Origin of the sequence: Mitsuaria sp. GD03876, assembly GCF_029840635.1 — a bacterium.
Taxonomy (GTDB): Bacteria; Pseudomonadota; Gammaproteobacteria; order Burkholderiales; family Burkholderiaceae_C; genus Roseateles.
The window spans coordinates 99,405-113,187 of record NZ_JAOCCU010000009.1 but is presented as its reverse complement, the minus strand read 5'-3'; the positions used below and the strand labels follow the sequence as shown (position 1 = coordinate 113,187).

General features: G+C 70.3%; 15 protein-coding genes. 8 read left to right on the top strand and 7 right to left on the bottom strand.

The window, feature by feature from the left end:
* Nucleotides 1-4 precede the first annotated feature (4 nt).
* The 3 genes from N5D62_RS07935 to N5D62_RS07925 all read left to right on the top strand — a co-directional run bounded on the left by N5D62_RS07935 (nucleotide 5) and on the right by N5D62_RS07925 (nucleotide 2,344).
* On the top strand, nucleotides 5-667 hold the full coding sequence (locus N5D62_RS07935) for a PQQ-binding-like beta-propeller repeat protein (protein ID WP_279757180.1): 663 nt from the start codon (nucleotides 5-7) through the stop codon (nucleotides 665-667).
* A 159-nt stretch (nucleotides 668-826) separates the two neighbouring features.
* Nucleotides 827-1,696, top strand: a complete 870-nt coding sequence (locus N5D62_RS07930; protein WP_279757136.1) for a thioredoxin family protein — start codon at nucleotides 827-829, stop codon at nucleotides 1,694-1,696.
* Between the two features lie 51 nt (nucleotides 1,697-1,747).
* Nucleotides 1,748-2,344, top strand: coding sequence for a hypothetical protein (locus N5D62_RS07925; protein ID WP_279757135.1), 597 nt, complete (start codon nucleotides 1,748-1,750; stop codon nucleotides 2,342-2,344).
* Here N5D62_RS07925 and N5D62_RS07920 read toward each other — a convergent pair.
* Nucleotides 2,338-3,285, bottom strand: coding sequence for a GlxA family transcriptional regulator (locus N5D62_RS07920; protein ID WP_279757134.1), 948 nt, complete (start codon nucleotides 3,283-3,285; stop codon nucleotides 2,338-2,340). The genes N5D62_RS07925 and N5D62_RS07920 overlap by 7 nt on opposite strands.
* Nucleotides 3,286-3,422: 137 nt before the next feature.
* Between N5D62_RS07920 and N5D62_RS07915 the strand changes: the two genes are divergently transcribed.
* Nucleotides 3,423-4,244 carry an SDR family oxidoreductase gene (locus N5D62_RS07915; RefSeq protein WP_279757133.1) on the top strand — a complete coding sequence of 274 codons (822 nt, stop codon included), beginning with the start codon at nucleotides 3,423-3,425 and terminating at the stop codon, nucleotides 4,242-4,244.
* Nucleotides 4,245-4,286: 42 nt separating this feature from the next.
* On the opposite strand, the gene N5D62_RS07910 is transcribed toward N5D62_RS07915, so the two are convergent.
* The 5 genes from N5D62_RS07910 to N5D62_RS07890 form a co-directional block, all read right to left on the bottom strand.
* A complete protein-coding gene (locus tag N5D62_RS07910; protein WP_279757132.1) occupies nucleotides 4,287-4,937 on the bottom strand; it encodes a CAP domain-containing protein in 651 nt (216 codons plus the stop codon).
* Nucleotides 4,938-4,991: 54 nt separating this feature from the next.
* Nucleotides 4,992-5,258, bottom strand: coding sequence for a hypothetical protein (locus N5D62_RS07905; RefSeq protein WP_279757131.1), 267 nt, complete (start codon nucleotides 5,256-5,258; stop codon nucleotides 4,992-4,994).
* Entirely contained in the window at nucleotides 5,221-5,826 is a 606-nt protein-coding gene (locus tag N5D62_RS07900; RefSeq protein WP_279757130.1) for a nucleotidyltransferase domain-containing protein, read from the bottom strand. Before N5D62_RS07900 ends, N5D62_RS07905 begins: the two co-directional genes overlap by 38 nt.
* Before the next feature lie 144 nt (nucleotides 5,827-5,970).
* A complete protein-coding gene (gene katG, locus N5D62_RS07895; protein WP_279757129.1) occupies nucleotides 5,971-8,166 on the bottom strand; it encodes a catalase/peroxidase HPI in 2,196 nt (731 codons plus the stop codon).
* A 148-nt stretch (nucleotides 8,167-8,314) separates the two neighbouring features.
* Nucleotides 8,315-9,037: an NYN domain-containing protein gene (locus tag N5D62_RS07890; protein WP_279757128.1), complete on the bottom strand. Its 723-nt coding sequence runs from the start codon at nucleotides 9,035-9,037 to the stop codon at nucleotides 8,315-8,317.
* A 275-nt stretch (nucleotides 9,038-9,312) separates the two neighbouring features.
* On the opposite strand from N5D62_RS07890, the gene N5D62_RS07885 reads away from it, so the two are divergent.
* The 3 genes from N5D62_RS07885 (at nucleotide 9,313) to N5D62_RS07875 (ending at nucleotide 11,800) form a co-directional block, all read left to right on the top strand.
* Nucleotides 9,313-9,984, top strand: a complete 672-nt coding sequence (locus N5D62_RS07885; protein ID WP_279757127.1) for a hypothetical protein — start codon at nucleotides 9,313-9,315, stop codon at nucleotides 9,982-9,984.
* Nucleotides 9,985-10,079: 95 nt separating this feature from the next.
* Nucleotides 10,080-10,739, top strand: coding sequence for a peroxiredoxin (locus N5D62_RS07880; RefSeq protein ID WP_279757126.1), 660 nt, complete (start codon nucleotides 10,080-10,082; stop codon nucleotides 10,737-10,739).
* Nucleotides 10,740-11,005: 266 nt separating this feature from the next.
* On the top strand, nucleotides 11,006-11,800 hold the full coding sequence (locus N5D62_RS07875; RefSeq protein ID WP_279757125.1) for a hypothetical protein: 795 nt from the start codon (nucleotides 11,006-11,008) through the stop codon (nucleotides 11,798-11,800).
* 83 nt (nucleotides 11,801-11,883) lie between these two features.
* On the opposite strand, the gene N5D62_RS07870 is transcribed toward N5D62_RS07875, so the two are convergent.
* Nucleotides 11,884-12,771 carry an SDR family oxidoreductase gene (locus N5D62_RS07870; RefSeq protein WP_279757124.1) on the bottom strand — a complete coding sequence of 296 codons (888 nt, stop codon included), beginning with the start codon at nucleotides 12,769-12,771 and terminating at the stop codon, nucleotides 11,884-11,886.
* A gap of 148 nt (nucleotides 12,772-12,919) precedes the next feature.
* Here N5D62_RS07870 and N5D62_RS07865 point away from each other — a divergent pair, with 148 nt between their 5' ends.
* Nucleotides 12,920-13,744 carry a helix-turn-helix transcriptional regulator gene (locus tag N5D62_RS07865; RefSeq protein WP_279757179.1) on the top strand — a complete coding sequence of 275 codons (825 nt, stop codon included), beginning with the start codon at nucleotides 12,920-12,922 and terminating at the stop codon, nucleotides 13,742-13,744.
* Nucleotides 13,745-13,783: the final 39 nt, after the last annotated feature.

Here is a 13,783-nt window from a genome sequence, read left to right as displayed (position 1 = left end):
GCGCATGGCCTCCAACGAGGGACTGCCGGAAGCCCGGCCCGCCGAGGTCGTCCGCGAGTACGGCCCCTACCCCGGCGCCCCCGCCGTGCACGGCGTCAGCCATGACGGCGACCGCGTCTGGGCCGCGACGGCGCTGGGCCTGCTGGCGATCGACCCGGCCAGCGGCGAGGTGCGGCGCACGCTGCCCTGTGCCGCGGACGCGGGCACCGCCTTCGACGGGCGCCACCTGTACCAGATCGCGGAGTCGCGCATCGACAAGATCGATCCCGCCAGCGGCCAGGTCGTCGGCTCCATCCCGGCGCCGTCCGGCCAGGGCAGCGACTCGGGCCTGACCTGGGCCGAAGGCAGCCTGTGGGTCGGCCAGTACCGCGACCGCAAGATCGTCCAGATCGATCCCGAGACCGGCGCGGTGCGCCGCACGATCGAGTCCAACCGGTTCGTCACCGGCGTCACCTGGGTCGACGGCGAACTCTGGCACGCCACCTGGGAAGGCGACGAGAGCGAGCTGCGCCGCGTCGACCCGCGGGACGGCCAGGTGATCGAGCGCCTGGCGATGCCCGACAACGTCGGCGTCAGCGGCCTCGAGTCCGATGGCGCCGACCTGTTCTATTGCGGCGGAGGCGGCAGCGGCAAGCTGCGCGCGGTCAAGCGCCCGGCGCGCGCCTGAGGCACGGCGCCGTCCCGCGACGGCGCCCTTCCCCGCCGCCTTTCTCCCCCGCATTCCCCTGTCCTTCGATCCCGTCCGCGCGCTCCGGCGCCGCGGCGATGGGCGTCCTCACGCCCGCGTTTCCCGAACCCTCACTCCCCTCTGCTTCTGGAGCTCGACATGAACAGCCCGACCGATCCCCAAGTCCTCGCCCGCCACGAGGTGGTCTCCCGCGATCGCTGGATCGCCGAACGCAAGCGGCTGCTGGCCCGCGAGAAGGAACTGACGCGCCTGGGCGACCAGGTCGCCCGCGAGCGCGGCGCGCTGCCGTGGGTGCGCATCGACAAGGACTACGTCTTCGACACCGCGGCCGGCCCGCGCCGGTTGGGCGAGCTGTTCGGCCCGCACCGCCGGCTGGTGCTGCAACACCTGATGTTCGCGCCGGGCTGGGAGGCGGCCTGCAAGAGCTGCTCGTTCATGGCGGACCACACGGACCCGGCGCTGCCGCACCTCGCGGCGCGCGGCGTCGCCTTCGTGGCGGTGTCGCGGGCGCCGCTGGCGGACCTGGCGCGGTTCAAGGCCCGCATGGGCTGGCGCTTCGACTGGGTCTCCTCCTTCGGCAACGACTTCAACCGCGACTTCCACGTCTCGTTCACCGACGAGGAGCGCGCCCGCGGCGACGTCTTCTACAACTTCACGATGCAGCCCTTCCCGCAGGAGGAAGCGCCCGGCATCAGCGTGTTCGCCAAGGACGACGACGGGACGGTCCACCTGACCTACTCGACCTTCGGGCGCGGGGTCGAACTGATGATGCACACCTATCGCTTCATGGACCTGCTGCCCGAAGGCCGCGACGAGGACGCACTGCCGTACACGATGGCGTGGGTGAAGCATCACGACCGGTACGACCAGGCCGAGGCGCCGACGCCGACGCCGGCGTCGGTCGCGTCTGGCGCATCGAGCGCATCGGGCGCTTCGGGCGCTTCGAGCGCTTCGAGCGCCGTGGGGGTGCCCAGCGCCAGCAGCGGTTGCTGCGCGTCCCACGACTGACGCCACGACCGACCACGCTCTCGACGACGAGACCGGACCACGGAGGCGCTCATGGACACGCTCTGGCCCTGGATCGCCGTGGCCGGTGCCGGCGCGCTGCACGGCCTGAACCCGGCGGCGGGCTGGGGGCCCGCCGTCGCGCTCGCGATGCGCGGCGACGCCGGCTCACGGCGGATGCTGCGCGCGCTCGCGCCGATCGCGGCGGGGCACCTGCTGTCGGTCGGACTCACCGCCGTCGCGATCGCCCAGGGCCTCGAGCACGGACGGACCTGGCTGGCGCTCCTCGCGGTCGCCGGACTCGTCGTCATCGGGGTCCGTCATGCGCGCCGGCGGACGACGGCTTCAAGCGCGCGGCTCACCGGCTGGGGACTGGGCGCCTGGTCCTTCGTCGCCGCGACGGCGCACGGCGCCGGGATGATGCTGCTGCCGGCGCTGGCGCCGTTGTGCCTCGGCGCGACGGTGGGGCGGGAGATCACCGCCTCCGGCTCGCTCCCGCTGGCGCTCCTGGTGGTGGCGGTGCACGCGGCGGGCATGCTTGTCGCCGGAGGGATGGCCGGCCTGCTCGCGACGCGCGCGCTCCACCTGGCGGGGCGATGGAGCGCGGCCGCGCGCCGGCGCTCGCCGTCAGCGCCCGACGCATCTCATTGAGCCGCGCGAGCTCCCCGGCGCGCGGCCTGCGGCGCGACACCGAAGTGCTTCACGTAGACCTCGCGCAGGTGACGCCGGTCGCGAAAGCCCACCTCTCGGGCCACCACCTCGAGCGAATGGCGGCTCTGCTCGATCATCAGCCGGGCCGCTTCCAGCCGCAGGCCCTCGACCGCCTTGGCCGGCGGCACGCCGGTCTCCGCCGAGAACACCCGGCTGAACTGCCGCGGGCTCAAGGCCGCCACCTCCGCCAGCTCCTCGACCGACAAGGGCCGGGCGAGGTTGGCCCGCGCATAGGCGAGCGCCTGCTGGATGCGGTCCGACCTGGGCGCGAGGTCCAGCATCTCCGAATGCTGCGACTGGCCGCCGCTGCGCCGCTGCTGCATCACCAACTTGTGCGCCACCGACCGGGCGATCTCCTCGCCCAGGTCCTTCTCCACCATCGCCAGCGCCAGGTCCAGCCCCGCCGTCATCCCGGCCGAGGTCCACACCGGGCCGTCGACGATGAAGATGCGGTCGCTGTCGACGTCGATCGACGGATGGCGTTCCTTCATCGCACGCGCGAAATGCCAGTGGGTCGTGGCGCGCCGGCCGTCGAGCAGTCCCGCGTCGGCCAGCACGAACCCGCCGGTGCAGATGCCGGCGATGCGGCGCGCATGCCGGTCGGCGCGGCGCAGGAACTGCAGGACCTCCTCAGGGGCCGGCATCTCGACCGGCTCCGACACGCCGGCCACGATCCAGGTGTCGGCCCGCGTCGCAGCGGTGAGGGGCCTGGCCGACACGCTCACGCCCATCGATGAGCGCACCTCGCCGCCGCCCGGCGTGTAGCAGGCGATCTCATAGAAGGGCTGGCCAGTGACGAAGTTGGCGTACTCGAACGCCGCCTGGGTGCCCAGTGCCAGCAGTTGGAAGCCCTCGTTGAGCACGTAGCCGATGCGATGCATGAGGTGTCCGGATTCCGGTCGTCGGTGAACGTCGATGGCACGAATCATAACCCTCTACGTCATTTACGCCATCCGACCTGATTCCTACCATGAACGCACTTTCAGCCACTTGCGTCCACCGGACCGAAGGAATCTCCATGACCGCGACCCCTGTCTCCGCCACCGCTTCCGCCCGCCCGGGCACCGCGCTGATCACCGGCGCCTCGACCGGCATCGGCGCCATCTACGCCGACCGGCTCGCCCGGCGCGGCCATGACCTGATCCTCGTCGCCCGCCAGCGCGATCGCCTGACCGCCCTGGCCGCGCGCCTGGCGAATGAGCATGGCCGCGCGGTGGAGGTGCTGGACGCCGACCTCGGCGACGCCGCCCAGCGCCGGCGCGTCGAGGACAAGCTGCGCGAGGACGCCAGCATCACGCTGCTGGTGAACAACGCCGGCATCGGCACGCACACGCCGCTGCTGGAGAGCGACGTCGAGCGGATGACGCAGATGGTCGAGCTGAACGTCACCGCGCTGACGCGGCTGACCTACGCGGCGGTGCCCGGCTTCGTGGCCCGCGGGCGCGGGGCGGTGATCAACGTCGCCAGCATCGTGGCGATCGCGCCGGAGCTGTTGAACGGCGTCTACGGCGGCAGCAAGGCCTTCGTCGTCGCGTTCAGCCAGTCGCTGCAGCATGAGCTCGGCGGGCAGGGCTTGCGCGTGCAGGCGGTGCTGCCGGGCGCCACCGCGACCGACTTCTGGGCCATCGGCGGCCGGCCGGTCGAGCACCTGCCGCAGGAGATCGTGATGAGCGCCGAGGACATGGTCGATGCCTCGCTGGTCGGCTTCGACCGGGGCGAGCTGATCACGATCCCGGCGTTGAGCGACGAGTCGCAGTGGCAGGCCTTCGACGGCGCGCGCCGGGCGATGTTCGGCGGGCTGTCGGCCAGCGTGCCGGCGCCGCGCTACGCGAAGGGCTGAAGGCGGCGTCGCGGCGGGCCGGGCCGGGCGGGTCCGGCCGCGTCAGCGCGGCTTGCCCAGGTCCATGACCCAGTACTTGCTGTAGGCGTTGGCCGAGGAGGCCGCCGGGCGGCAGGCGACGCCCATGTCGACGAAGTTGGCCGACATCAGGTTGGCGCAGTGCCCGGCGCTGTTGCGCCAGGAGGTCATCACCGAGGCGACGGTGGTCTGGCCGGCGGCGATGTTCTCGCCGACGGCGCTCCAGCCGTAGTTGACCGCGTTGATGCGGTCGACGAAGGTGCGGCCGTCCTGGCTGTCGTGCTCGAAGTAGTTCTTCGTGGCCATGTCGAGCGCGTGGCCGTCGGCGGCTTGCGTGAGCTTGTCGTTCCAGACGACCGGGGCCACGGCCGGGTAGTTCGTGCTGCCGCAGGTCGCGCCCGAGGCGCGCAGCGCGTTGATGCGGTCCAACAGTTCCTGCTTGAAGTTGGGCAGGTCGCAGGTGCCGGCGACGACCGGCGGATTCGTCGGCGCGGGCTGGCTGGGATCGGTCGGGGAAGAGGCGGCGGGAGGAGGCGTGGAGACCGGTGTGCCGCCGGCGGCGGGCGCATCGCCGCCTCCGCCGCCGCACGCGCCCAGTCCGAGCGCCAGGAGGGCGGCGGCAATCGTGGCCATGGGGAAATGCCGGTGGGCCGGCTTGTTGGAAGTGACGTCCATCTGGACATCTTAGGAAACGACTCGAAAGAATTCTGGAACGAAACGTTCCAAAGGTCAGCGTGCGAGGCCGCGTTGCAACAGCCCGCGGTGATTCTTCTCGAACCATGCGGCAACGTCATCGAGGAACGGGACGACCCACGCCATCGCCTCATCATCCCAGGAGGCATCCATCCGGGTGCCGTTCGAGATCGCCGGATGGCGGGCGTCCCGCAGTTTGGTCTGGGCCTGCCCGAGCCACTGGATGGCATCGCGCGCGTTCACCGCGATCGCGCGGAGCGGCGCATCAGGCTGGGCGGCCAGCTCCCGAAAGGACTTCAGCATCGAACTCTCCGATCAAGGGAATTCGCGGCCCTCGCACGATGTCCTGCGCGAAGCTCTCCCCGCCACGAAGTTGTTCCTGAAAGGAGGCGATCGTAGAAACCGTGGCGCGCACCTCGCGGCGAAGCGCCCGCCCCACAGGCTTCAACACCACATTGAGCTTGAGTTCGGACAAAGTTCCGAGCACCAGCACGTCGATGTCGCTGCCAGCGCCGGCTTCGCCGCGAGCGACCGATCCAAACACGACGGCCGCCTGAATGCCCTTCAAGGGTTCAAGGGCCTCGCGCAACGCCCGCGCCAGCGCGCTGTCCTGCTGCATCAACTGCACCAGTGGCATCAGCGTGGGATCGGCACTCGCCGAGTACCGCGGCACCCCTGCCGTTTCCCGGCGGACGACCAGTCCGGTGCTGGCCCAGCGTCTGAGCCAGCGGGCGACGCTTCCCGCGTCCGTGCCGGCTTCGGCAGCCAGTTCGCGCTGTCCGAATCCGCGCTCAGGTTCGGAGAACAGCGCCCGTAGGACCCGGAAGCGTCCGACGCTGCCAAAGATCTCGGTGAGCTGCAGTTCGTTCATGGCTCGTGTGTAGGCAATTTGCCCACATTGTAGGCAAGTCGCCTACGTCGTAGCCAGATTGCCTACACCGTAGCCAATTTGCCTACGGTCTTTTCGGACGGAAAAAGGGCCGCGCGCCCTCCCGGGCGGCGGCCCTGTCCAGGGTCACAGCAGGTCGTAGCGATCCAGGTTCATCACCTTGGTCCACGCCTTGACGAAGTCGCCGACGAAGACCTTCTCGCCGTCCTTCGAGGCATAGACCTCGGCCAGCGCGCGCAGCTGCGCGTTCGAGCCGAACACCAGGTCCGCCGTCGTCGCGGTCCACTTCACCGCGCCCGATGTCCGGTCGCGGCCCTCGAGCACCCCTTCGTCGCCCTCCGAGCGCTGCCAGCGCGTGCGCATGTCCAGCAGGTTCACGTAGAAGTCGTTGCTCAAGGTCTCCGGACGCGTGGTGAAGGCGCCGTGCTTCGTGTGGCCGAAGTTGGTGCCGAGCACCCGCATGCCGCCGACCAGCGCGGTCAACTCCGGCGCGCTCAGCGTCAGCAGCTGCGCCTTGTCGACCATCAGTTCGGCGGCGTGCTTCACCAAGTCCTTGCGGATGTAGTTGCGGAAGGCGTCCGCCGCCGGCTCCAGGACGCCGAAGGATTCGACGTCCGTCTGGTCCTGCGACGCATCGGTGCGGCCCGGCGAGAACGGCACCGTGACGTCATGCCCGGCCTTCTTGGCCGCGGCCTCGACACCAGCGCAGCCACCCAGCACGATCAGGTCGGCCAGCGAGATCTTCTTGCCGCCGGCCGCCGCGCCGTTGAACTCCTTGCGCACCGCCTCGAGCTTGGCCAGCACGTCCTCGAGCTCCCGGGGCTGGTTGACCGCCCATTCCTTCTGCGGCGCGAGCCGCAGCCGCGCGCCGTTGGCGCCGCCGCGCTTGTCGCCGCCGCGGAAGGTCGATGCCGAGGCCCACGCCGTCGACACCAGCTGCGACACCGTCAGCCCGCTGGCGAGCAGCTTGGCCTTGAGCGCCGTGACGTCCTTGTCGTCGACCAGCGGATGGTCGACCGCCGGCACCGGGTCCTGCCAGATCAGTTCTTCCTTGGGAACCAGCTTGCCGAGGTAGCGCGACACCGGGCCCATGTCGCGGTGCGTCAGCTTGTACCAAGCGCGCGCGAAGGCGTCGGCCAGCTCTTCCGGATGCTGCATGAAGCGGCGCGAGATCTTCTCGTAGGCCGGGTCCACGCGCAGCGCCAGGTCGGCGGTGGTCATCATCGGCGCGTGGCTGCGGCTCTTGTCGTGCGCGTCGGGCACCGTGCCCGCGCCCGCGCCGCCCTTGGGCGTCCACTGGTGGGCGCCGGCCGGGCTCTTGGTCAGTTCCCATTCATAGCCGAACAGCGTCTCGAAGTAGCTGTTGTCCCAGGTCGTCGGCGTCGGGGTCCAGGCGCCCTCGATGCCGCTGGTGATCGTGTAGACGCCCATGCCCTCGCCGAGCTTGTTCTTCCAGCCCAGGCCCTGTTCCTCGACTTCCGAGCCTTCGGGCATCGCGCCGACGTGGTGCGCCTCGCCGGCGCCGTGCGCCTTGCCGAAGGTGTGGCCGCCAGCGACCAGCGCGACGGTCTCCTCGTCGTTCATCGCCATGCGCTTGAAGGTCTCGCGGATGTCGCGCGCGGACTTGGCCGGGTCGGGGTTGCCGTTCGGGCCTTCCGGGTTCACGTAGATCAGGCCCATCTGGACCGCGGCCAGCGGATTGGCCAGGTCGCGGTCGCCGGCGTAGCGCTCGTCGCCGAGCCAGGTGGTCTCGGGGCCCCAGAAGGTGTCGGTCTCGGGCTCCCAGATGTCGGCGCGGCCGCCGGCGAAGCCGAAGGTCTTGAAGCCCATCGATTCCAGCGCGACGTTACCGGCCAGGATCATCAGGTCGGCCCAGGAGAGCTTGCGGCCGTACTTCTGCTTGACCGGCCAGAGCAGGCGGCGGGCCTTGTCGAGGTTGCCGTTGTCGGGCCAGCTGTTGAGCGGCGCGAAGCGCTGCGCGCCGGTGCCGGCGCCACCGCGGCCGTCCTGCACGCGGTAGGTGCCGGCGGAGTGCCAGGCCATGCGGATGAAGAACGGGCCGTAGTGGCCGTAGTCGGCGGGCCACCAGTCCTGGGAATCCGTCATCAGCGCGTGCAGGTCCTTGACGACGGCATCGAGGTCGAGGGTCTTGAACTCCCGCGCGTACTTGAACTCCTCGCCCATGGGATTGGTCTTGGGGGAATGCAGGGAGAGGATGCCGAGGTTGAGCTGGTCGGGCCACCAGTCGCGGTTGCCCTTGGCGCCGGCCGTCGTGTGCTTGTGTGACACGCCCGTGAACGGGCACTTCGAATCGACTGACATGTCTGCCTCCTGAGTTGAGCCTGGGGAACAACAGTCCGCTTGTCCGCAGAGTGCGAGCGCGGACGAGTCTAGGACCCGTCCGGAGGTCGGGGCAACAGGCGATGTTTATCGAGGCGATAGCTTTTCTGAGGGACCCGGGCCGTTCGGATCAGGCCGCTTCTTCAAGAACGGACTCCGGCCGTCTGGCGTCCTCGCCGTCACGCCGCTCGCGGCGACGAGCGGTCGAGCGAAGGCCATCGATGTGTTCCTGGAGGTTGGCCGAAACGGGCTGCCACATCGGATCGAGGATGAAGTCAACGCCTTCGCGGCGGGCCAACTTGGCGGCCGGAACAAAGTCAGAGTCGCCGGACACAAGAACGATCTGATCGACCTGCTTTCGCAGCGCGAGCGTCACGATGTCAACGCCGATGTTCATATCGACGCCCTTTTGGCGAAGGTGAGGAACGACATCGCCTTCCGTGAGATCGTCCGACCGGATCTTTCGCTTGAGGAGGGCCTGGATCGCCTCGGGCTTGATCGTCCAGACAGAGTCAGAAGCCAGATGCCCCAATCGAAGCGCCATCTTGCGCTTCGTCTTCAGCCGCTCGTGGAGTTGGATACGAAACAGGGCCTCCGAGCTTGTCGAGAAGTTGATGCCTTTCCCAGAGATCGGGTTCTGCAGTCGCTTCATCAGCGGTGGGCAATCGTAGAAATAAATGCGGAAGAGCTCCCGGAAGCGCTTGCCGCGCCCCCGTCCTCGTTCGACGAGATGGGCAAGCGCCCACCTGAACGCGCAATCGGCCGCTCGCTCGGCATCGTGCGCATTGCCCGGCTCCAAAGCGCGAAACCGCTTCACGAAGAACGCACCGTCGATAAGGATCGCCGTCGGCATGAGGATCTCCCGCACTTCGGAGAAAAAACGCCCCAGGGGCACAGCCCATCCACGATGTATTAGGACGGGGGGCAGCCTGGGGCGGGGATGCGAAGTCTATCGGCCTGCGCGCCCTTCGCGATCGATTTTCAGATGACCACAGGGGCATTCCAGCGGCCGGGAACTTGGCACCTGTTGTCCGCGCCCGACGCCCCCACCCGTCGATCGCGCCCTTCTCCCCCACCGTCATCACTCAGTCCCCTTCGGCGACCACACTGGTCGCCAGGAGACTGTTCATGCCCCTCGTCCTGCTGGTCCTGCTGACCGGCCTGCTGCTGCCACTGTCCTGCCTGGCCGCCGGCGGTCACCACGCCGTCGACGACGCCGTCATCGCCGTGCCCGGCCAGTGCAACCTCGAGCTCTGGGCCGAGCGCTCCAACCTCGACCGGCGCCAGCGCCAGCACGCCGGCCTGGGCTGCTACGTCCTGGGCGTCGAAGCCGAGATCAACGCCGACCGCGAGACCGCCCAGCCCGTGCCCAACCTCCACGCCCACGCGGTGCAGCTGAAGTGGGCCACCGACCTGCGGCCCCGGCTCGCCATCGGGCTGGTCGGCGCGCTCAGCTGGCAAGACCAGGCCCCGCGGTCGCAGCGCTCGCTGCTGGTGCCGCTGAGCTGGACGCCGCGCGACGACCTCGCCCTGCACCTGAACCTGGGCCGCGCCTTCGTCCGCGGCGGCGAGGACCGCACCCAGCGCGGCATCGCCGTCGAGTGGCAGATGGTCGCCGGATGGCAGCTGCTCGTCGAGCATTTCCACGACGGGCTCCGGCCGATGTCCCGGCTCGGCCTGCGACACGACGTCAACGAGCGCCTGTCGCTCGATCTGAGCTTCGCGCGGGCCTCGGCGACCGGCCGCGGACCGAAGGAAGGCTGGTGGACCGCCGGCGTGAACTGGACCTTGGGACAGTGAGGCCATCGCCGGCCACATGCGGCCGGCGCATGAGTAAAGTCGCGGGTCGAGTAAAGCCATTGGGCAGACTCGACCCTTCAACCTTGGAGCCCACCATGTCTCTGCGCATCAACGACACCGCCCCGAACTTCACCGCCAAGACCACGCAAGGGGAAATCGACTTCCACAACTGGATCGGCGACAGCTGGGCCATCCTGTTCTCGCATCCCAAGGACTTCACCCCGGTGTGCACGACGGAACTGGGCTACATGGCGCGCATCGAGCCTGAATTCACCCAGCGCAACGCCAAGCTGATCGGCCTGTCGATCGACCCGGTCGAGAACCACAGCAAGTGGGCCGCCGACATCCAGGAGACGCAGGGCGCCGAGGTGAAGTACCCGATGATCGGCGACACCGACCTGAACGTGGCCAAGCTCTACAACATGCTGCCGGCCGACGAAGCGGGCGGCTCGGACGGCCGCACCGCGGCGACGAACGCGACGGTGCGCTCGGTGTTCATCGTCGGTCCGGACAAGAAGATCAAGCTGATGCTGACCTACCCGATGACCACGGGCCGCAACTTCGACGAGATCCTGCGCGTGCTGGACTCGCTGCAGCTGACCGCCAAGCACCGCGTGGCCACGCCGGTGAACTGGAAGCAGGGCGACGACGTGATCATCGCGGGCTCGGTGTCGGACGACGAAGCCAAGACGATCTACCCCGAAGGCTGGAAGGCGCCCAAGCCCTACCTGCGCATCGTCAAGCAGCCGAAGTGAGGCCGCGATGACGGCCGGGTGAGCCCGCCGTCACGGGCCATCGACATGCCGTTCACGGGTCGCGAAGGCCGGTGCCCTCCGATGGGGGGCACCGGCCTTTTTCCATGGCGGCGTCGATAACATCCGCGCCTTCGATGCGGCGACCGGCCGCGAGAGGAAAGCGACCGATGTCCGATCGACGCCGTTGGATCGCGGCCGCCGCGCTGGCGCTGGCCGGCGCGAGCGCCTGGCTCTGGGTGGCGCCGCCCACCGGCCAGCGCGCCGTCATGGCCGCGCCGCTGCCGGGAGCCGCCGCCGCCGGCGCGAAACACGACAACACCGGCACGCCCGCGTCCGCGCCCGTCGGAGCCAGCGGCCGAAACGGGCCTTCCGTCGCGATGCCCGCGTCGATCGGCGCCTCCGCGTCCATGCAGGACTATGGCCAGCGCGCGCTGGCCGCGATCAACGGCGGCACGCCACAACAGGCGGGCGATGTCGCCAGGTTGATCTCGGTGTGCGGCGTGAACCCGACCACCCGCTTCGCGGTCGAGACCTTGAAGGAGAACGGCCGGTTCGACAACGCCATGGCCAACCGCGTGCTCGCGCAGGTCGACGAGCAGGACCGGCAATGCCAGTCGCTCACCGACGAGATGAAAGCCAAGAAGAAGGAGCTCGCGGAGCGCGCGCTGCTCGGGGGCGTCAAAGGCATCGGCGCGGTCTACGCGGAGTCCGTCCAGTTCGATCCCGCGGAATCCATGCGCCGCCCGCTGATCGCCGCCTTGCACGCCGACCTCCTGGACGGCGATCCCTCCCCGGCCCTGACGCTCGCGCTGAACGGCCGACGCTGGGGACTGTCGGCCGTCGAGGTCCGCGCCTACGAGATCGCCTTCGACACGCTGTCCGCCGACGGGATCAGGGAGATCGTGACCCGTCAATCCGGCGAGGCGACCGTGTCGCTCACCGAGGACGAGGCCCGCCAGGCGGCGGCGCTCGCCGCGCCATGGATCGCGGCGGCCAAGAAGGCGCGGGCCGACCAGGAAGCCGCCCGGGAAGCGGGCGGACGGCGCCCGCCCGGCGGCTAGACACGCGCGACGCCTGAGGCCGCGCGGCGGCTAGAGCGGCGGCTAGAGCGGCGGCTAGAGCGGCGGCTAGAGCGGCGAGCCGATCAGAAGTACCCCGCGTCCGCCAGGTCCTGGGCCAGCGTCGGCTGCCGCGGCGTCCAGCCGAGCGCCGCGCGGGTCTTCGCGCTCGACGCCGCCAGCGTCATGCCGGCGAACTTCGAGAACCAGCCGAAGTGCGCCGCCGCCTCGTCGCCGTCCAGGCGCGCCAACGGCACGCCGAGCCCCTCCCCGATCGCGGCCGCGATGTCCTTGAAGGGGATCGACTCCTCCGCGACCGCGTGCCAGCGCGCGCCGGCCTCGGCCGTCTCCACGGCGCGCCGGAACACGACCGCCGCGTCGCGCCGGTGCGTGGCGCTCCACGCGTTCATGCCGTCGCCGACGTAGGCGGACCGGCCCGTGCGCCGCGCCAGGTCGATGAGGATGGGCACGAAGCCGTGGTCGCCGGCGCCGTGCGTCGTCGGCGGCAGGCGCACGACGGACGCGTGGATACCGCGCTCCGCGAGCGCCAGCGCCGTCGGCTCCGACGCGCGGGCATAGCCCTCGGAGACCGGCAGGCAGGCGTCGCTCTCCTGCCCGAGGCGGCCTTGGACCGCCATCGCGAGGCCGGTGGTCACGACCAGCGGCCGCGAAGAACCGGCGAGCGCCTCGCCCATCGCCTCGATGGCGACGCGGTCGCGCCGGCAGTTCTCGGCGAAGCGGGAGAAGTCGTGGTCGAACGCGGTGTGGATGACGCCGTCGCAGGCGGCGGCGCCGGCGCGCAGGCCGTCCAGGTCGTCGATCGACCCGCGATGCACCTCGGCGCCGGTCCGCGCCAGCGCTTCGGCCGACGCGTCGGAGCGGACCAGGCCCAGCACGCGGTGGCCCGCGTCGATCAATTCCTGCACGACCGCCGATCCGACGAAGCCCGTGGCACCAGTGACGAAAACTCGCATGGGAAATGCCCTCTGTGATGAATGGGGCGGATCCTCCGCGCAGAATGCATCCTGGTGTAGTAGTGACCTTATCCAGGTATAGCCACTACCCCCCAGGCCCCTGGCTCCCTCCCACCTCAGGATCTTCGTGAGCGCCCGCCCCTCCTCCATCGCCCCAGAGCGGGACAACCTGCTCGGCGCCTACCTCCGCGACCGGCGCGAGCGCCTGGACCCCGCGGCCTTCGGCCTGCCGATGACGCGCCGGCGCACGCCGGGCCTGCGCCGCGAGGAGGTCGCGCAGCGCGCGCACGTGAGCTCGACCTGGTACACGTGGCTGGAGCAGGGTCGCGGCGGCGCGCCGTCGGAGGTCGTGCTCGAGCGCATCGCCGGCGCGCTGCTGCTGACCGATGTCGAGCGCGAACACCTGTTCCTGCTCGCCTTCGGCCGCGCGCCCGAGCTCCGCGCGCCGGAAACCACCGGCGTCACGCCGCGCCTGCAGCGCGTGCTGGACGCGCTGACGCTCAGCCCCGCGATCGTGAAGACCGCGCTGTGGGACGTCGTCGCCTGGAACCTCGCCGCCACCGTCGTGCTGACGGACTACGGCGCCCGCGCGCCGGAGGACCGCAACATCGTCCGGCTCATCTTCTGCGACCCGCGCGTGCGGGCCGCGCAGGACGACTGGGAGGGCGTGGCGCGATTCGTCGTCGCCGCGTTCCGGGCCGACGCGGCGCGCGCGGGCGATCCGGCGAAGGTCGAGGCGCTGGTCGCCGAGGTCGGCGCGCGCAGTCCGGAGTTCGCCGCGTTCTGGCGCGAGCACGACGTGCGCGGTTTCGGTGAAGGCCTCAAGCGCCTGAACCATCCGGTCGCCGGGCCGCTGGCCTTCGAATACTCGGCCTTCGCCGTCGATGGCCGGCCGGACCTGGGATTGGTCGTCTACCAGCCGGCGACGCCGCAGGACGAGGACGCCGTCCGGGCGCTGCTGCGGAGCGCCTGAGGCCGGGCGCCGCGATCCGGCGCCGCGCTCGACCATCGC

Bases quoted from the DNA above. Each gene is read 5' to 3' on its own strand.
- N5D62_RS07925 (WP_279757135.1), top strand. From the start codon at position 1,748: ATGGACACGCTCTGGCCCTGGATCGCCGTGGCCGGTGCCGGCGCGCTG.
- N5D62_RS07915 (WP_279757133.1), top strand. From the start codon at position 3,423: ATGACCGCGACCCCTGTCTCCGCCACCGCTTCCGCCCGCCCGGGCACC.
- N5D62_RS07875 (WP_279757125.1), top strand. From the start codon at position 11,006: ATGGCCGCGCCGCTGCCGGGAGCCGCCGCCGCCGGCGCGAAACACGAC.
- katG (WP_279757129.1), bottom strand. From the start codon at position 8,166: ATGTCAGTCGATTCGAAGTGCCCGTTCACGGGCGTGTCACACAAGCAC.
- N5D62_RS07930 (WP_279757136.1), top strand. From the start codon at position 827: ATGAACAGCCCGACCGATCCCCAAGTCCTCGCCCGCCACGAGGTGGTC.
- N5D62_RS07920 (WP_279757134.1), bottom strand. From the start codon at position 3,285: ATGCATCGCATCGGCTACGTGCTCAACGAGGGCTTCCAACTGCTGGCA.
- N5D62_RS07935 (WP_279757180.1), top strand. From the start codon at position 5: ATGGCCTCCAACGAGGGACTGCCGGAAGCCCGGCCCGCCGAGGTCGTC.
- N5D62_RS07900 (WP_279757130.1), bottom strand. From the start codon at position 5,826: ATGAACGAACTGCAGCTCACCGAGATCTTTGGCAGCGTCGGACGCTTC.
- N5D62_RS07910 (WP_279757132.1), bottom strand. From the start codon at position 4,937: ATGGACGTCACTTCCAACAAGCCGGCCCACCGGCATTTCCCCATGGCC.
- N5D62_RS07905 (WP_279757131.1), bottom strand. From the start codon at position 5,258: ATGCTGAAGTCCTTTCGGGAGCTGGCCGCCCAGCCTGATGCGCCGCTC.
- N5D62_RS07890 (WP_279757128.1), bottom strand. From the start codon at position 9,037: ATGCCGACGGCGATCCTTATCGACGGTGCGTTCTTCGTGAAGCGGTTT.
- N5D62_RS07880 (WP_279757126.1), top strand. From the start codon at position 10,080: ATGTCTCTGCGCATCAACGACACCGCCCCGAACTTCACCGCCAAGACC.
- N5D62_RS07870 (WP_279757124.1), bottom strand. From the start codon at position 12,771: ATGCGAGTTTTCGTCACTGGTGCCACGGGCTTCGTCGGATCGGCGGTC.
- N5D62_RS07885 (WP_279757127.1), top strand. From the start codon at position 9,313: ATGCCCCTCGTCCTGCTGGTCCTGCTGACCGGCCTGCTGCTGCCACTG.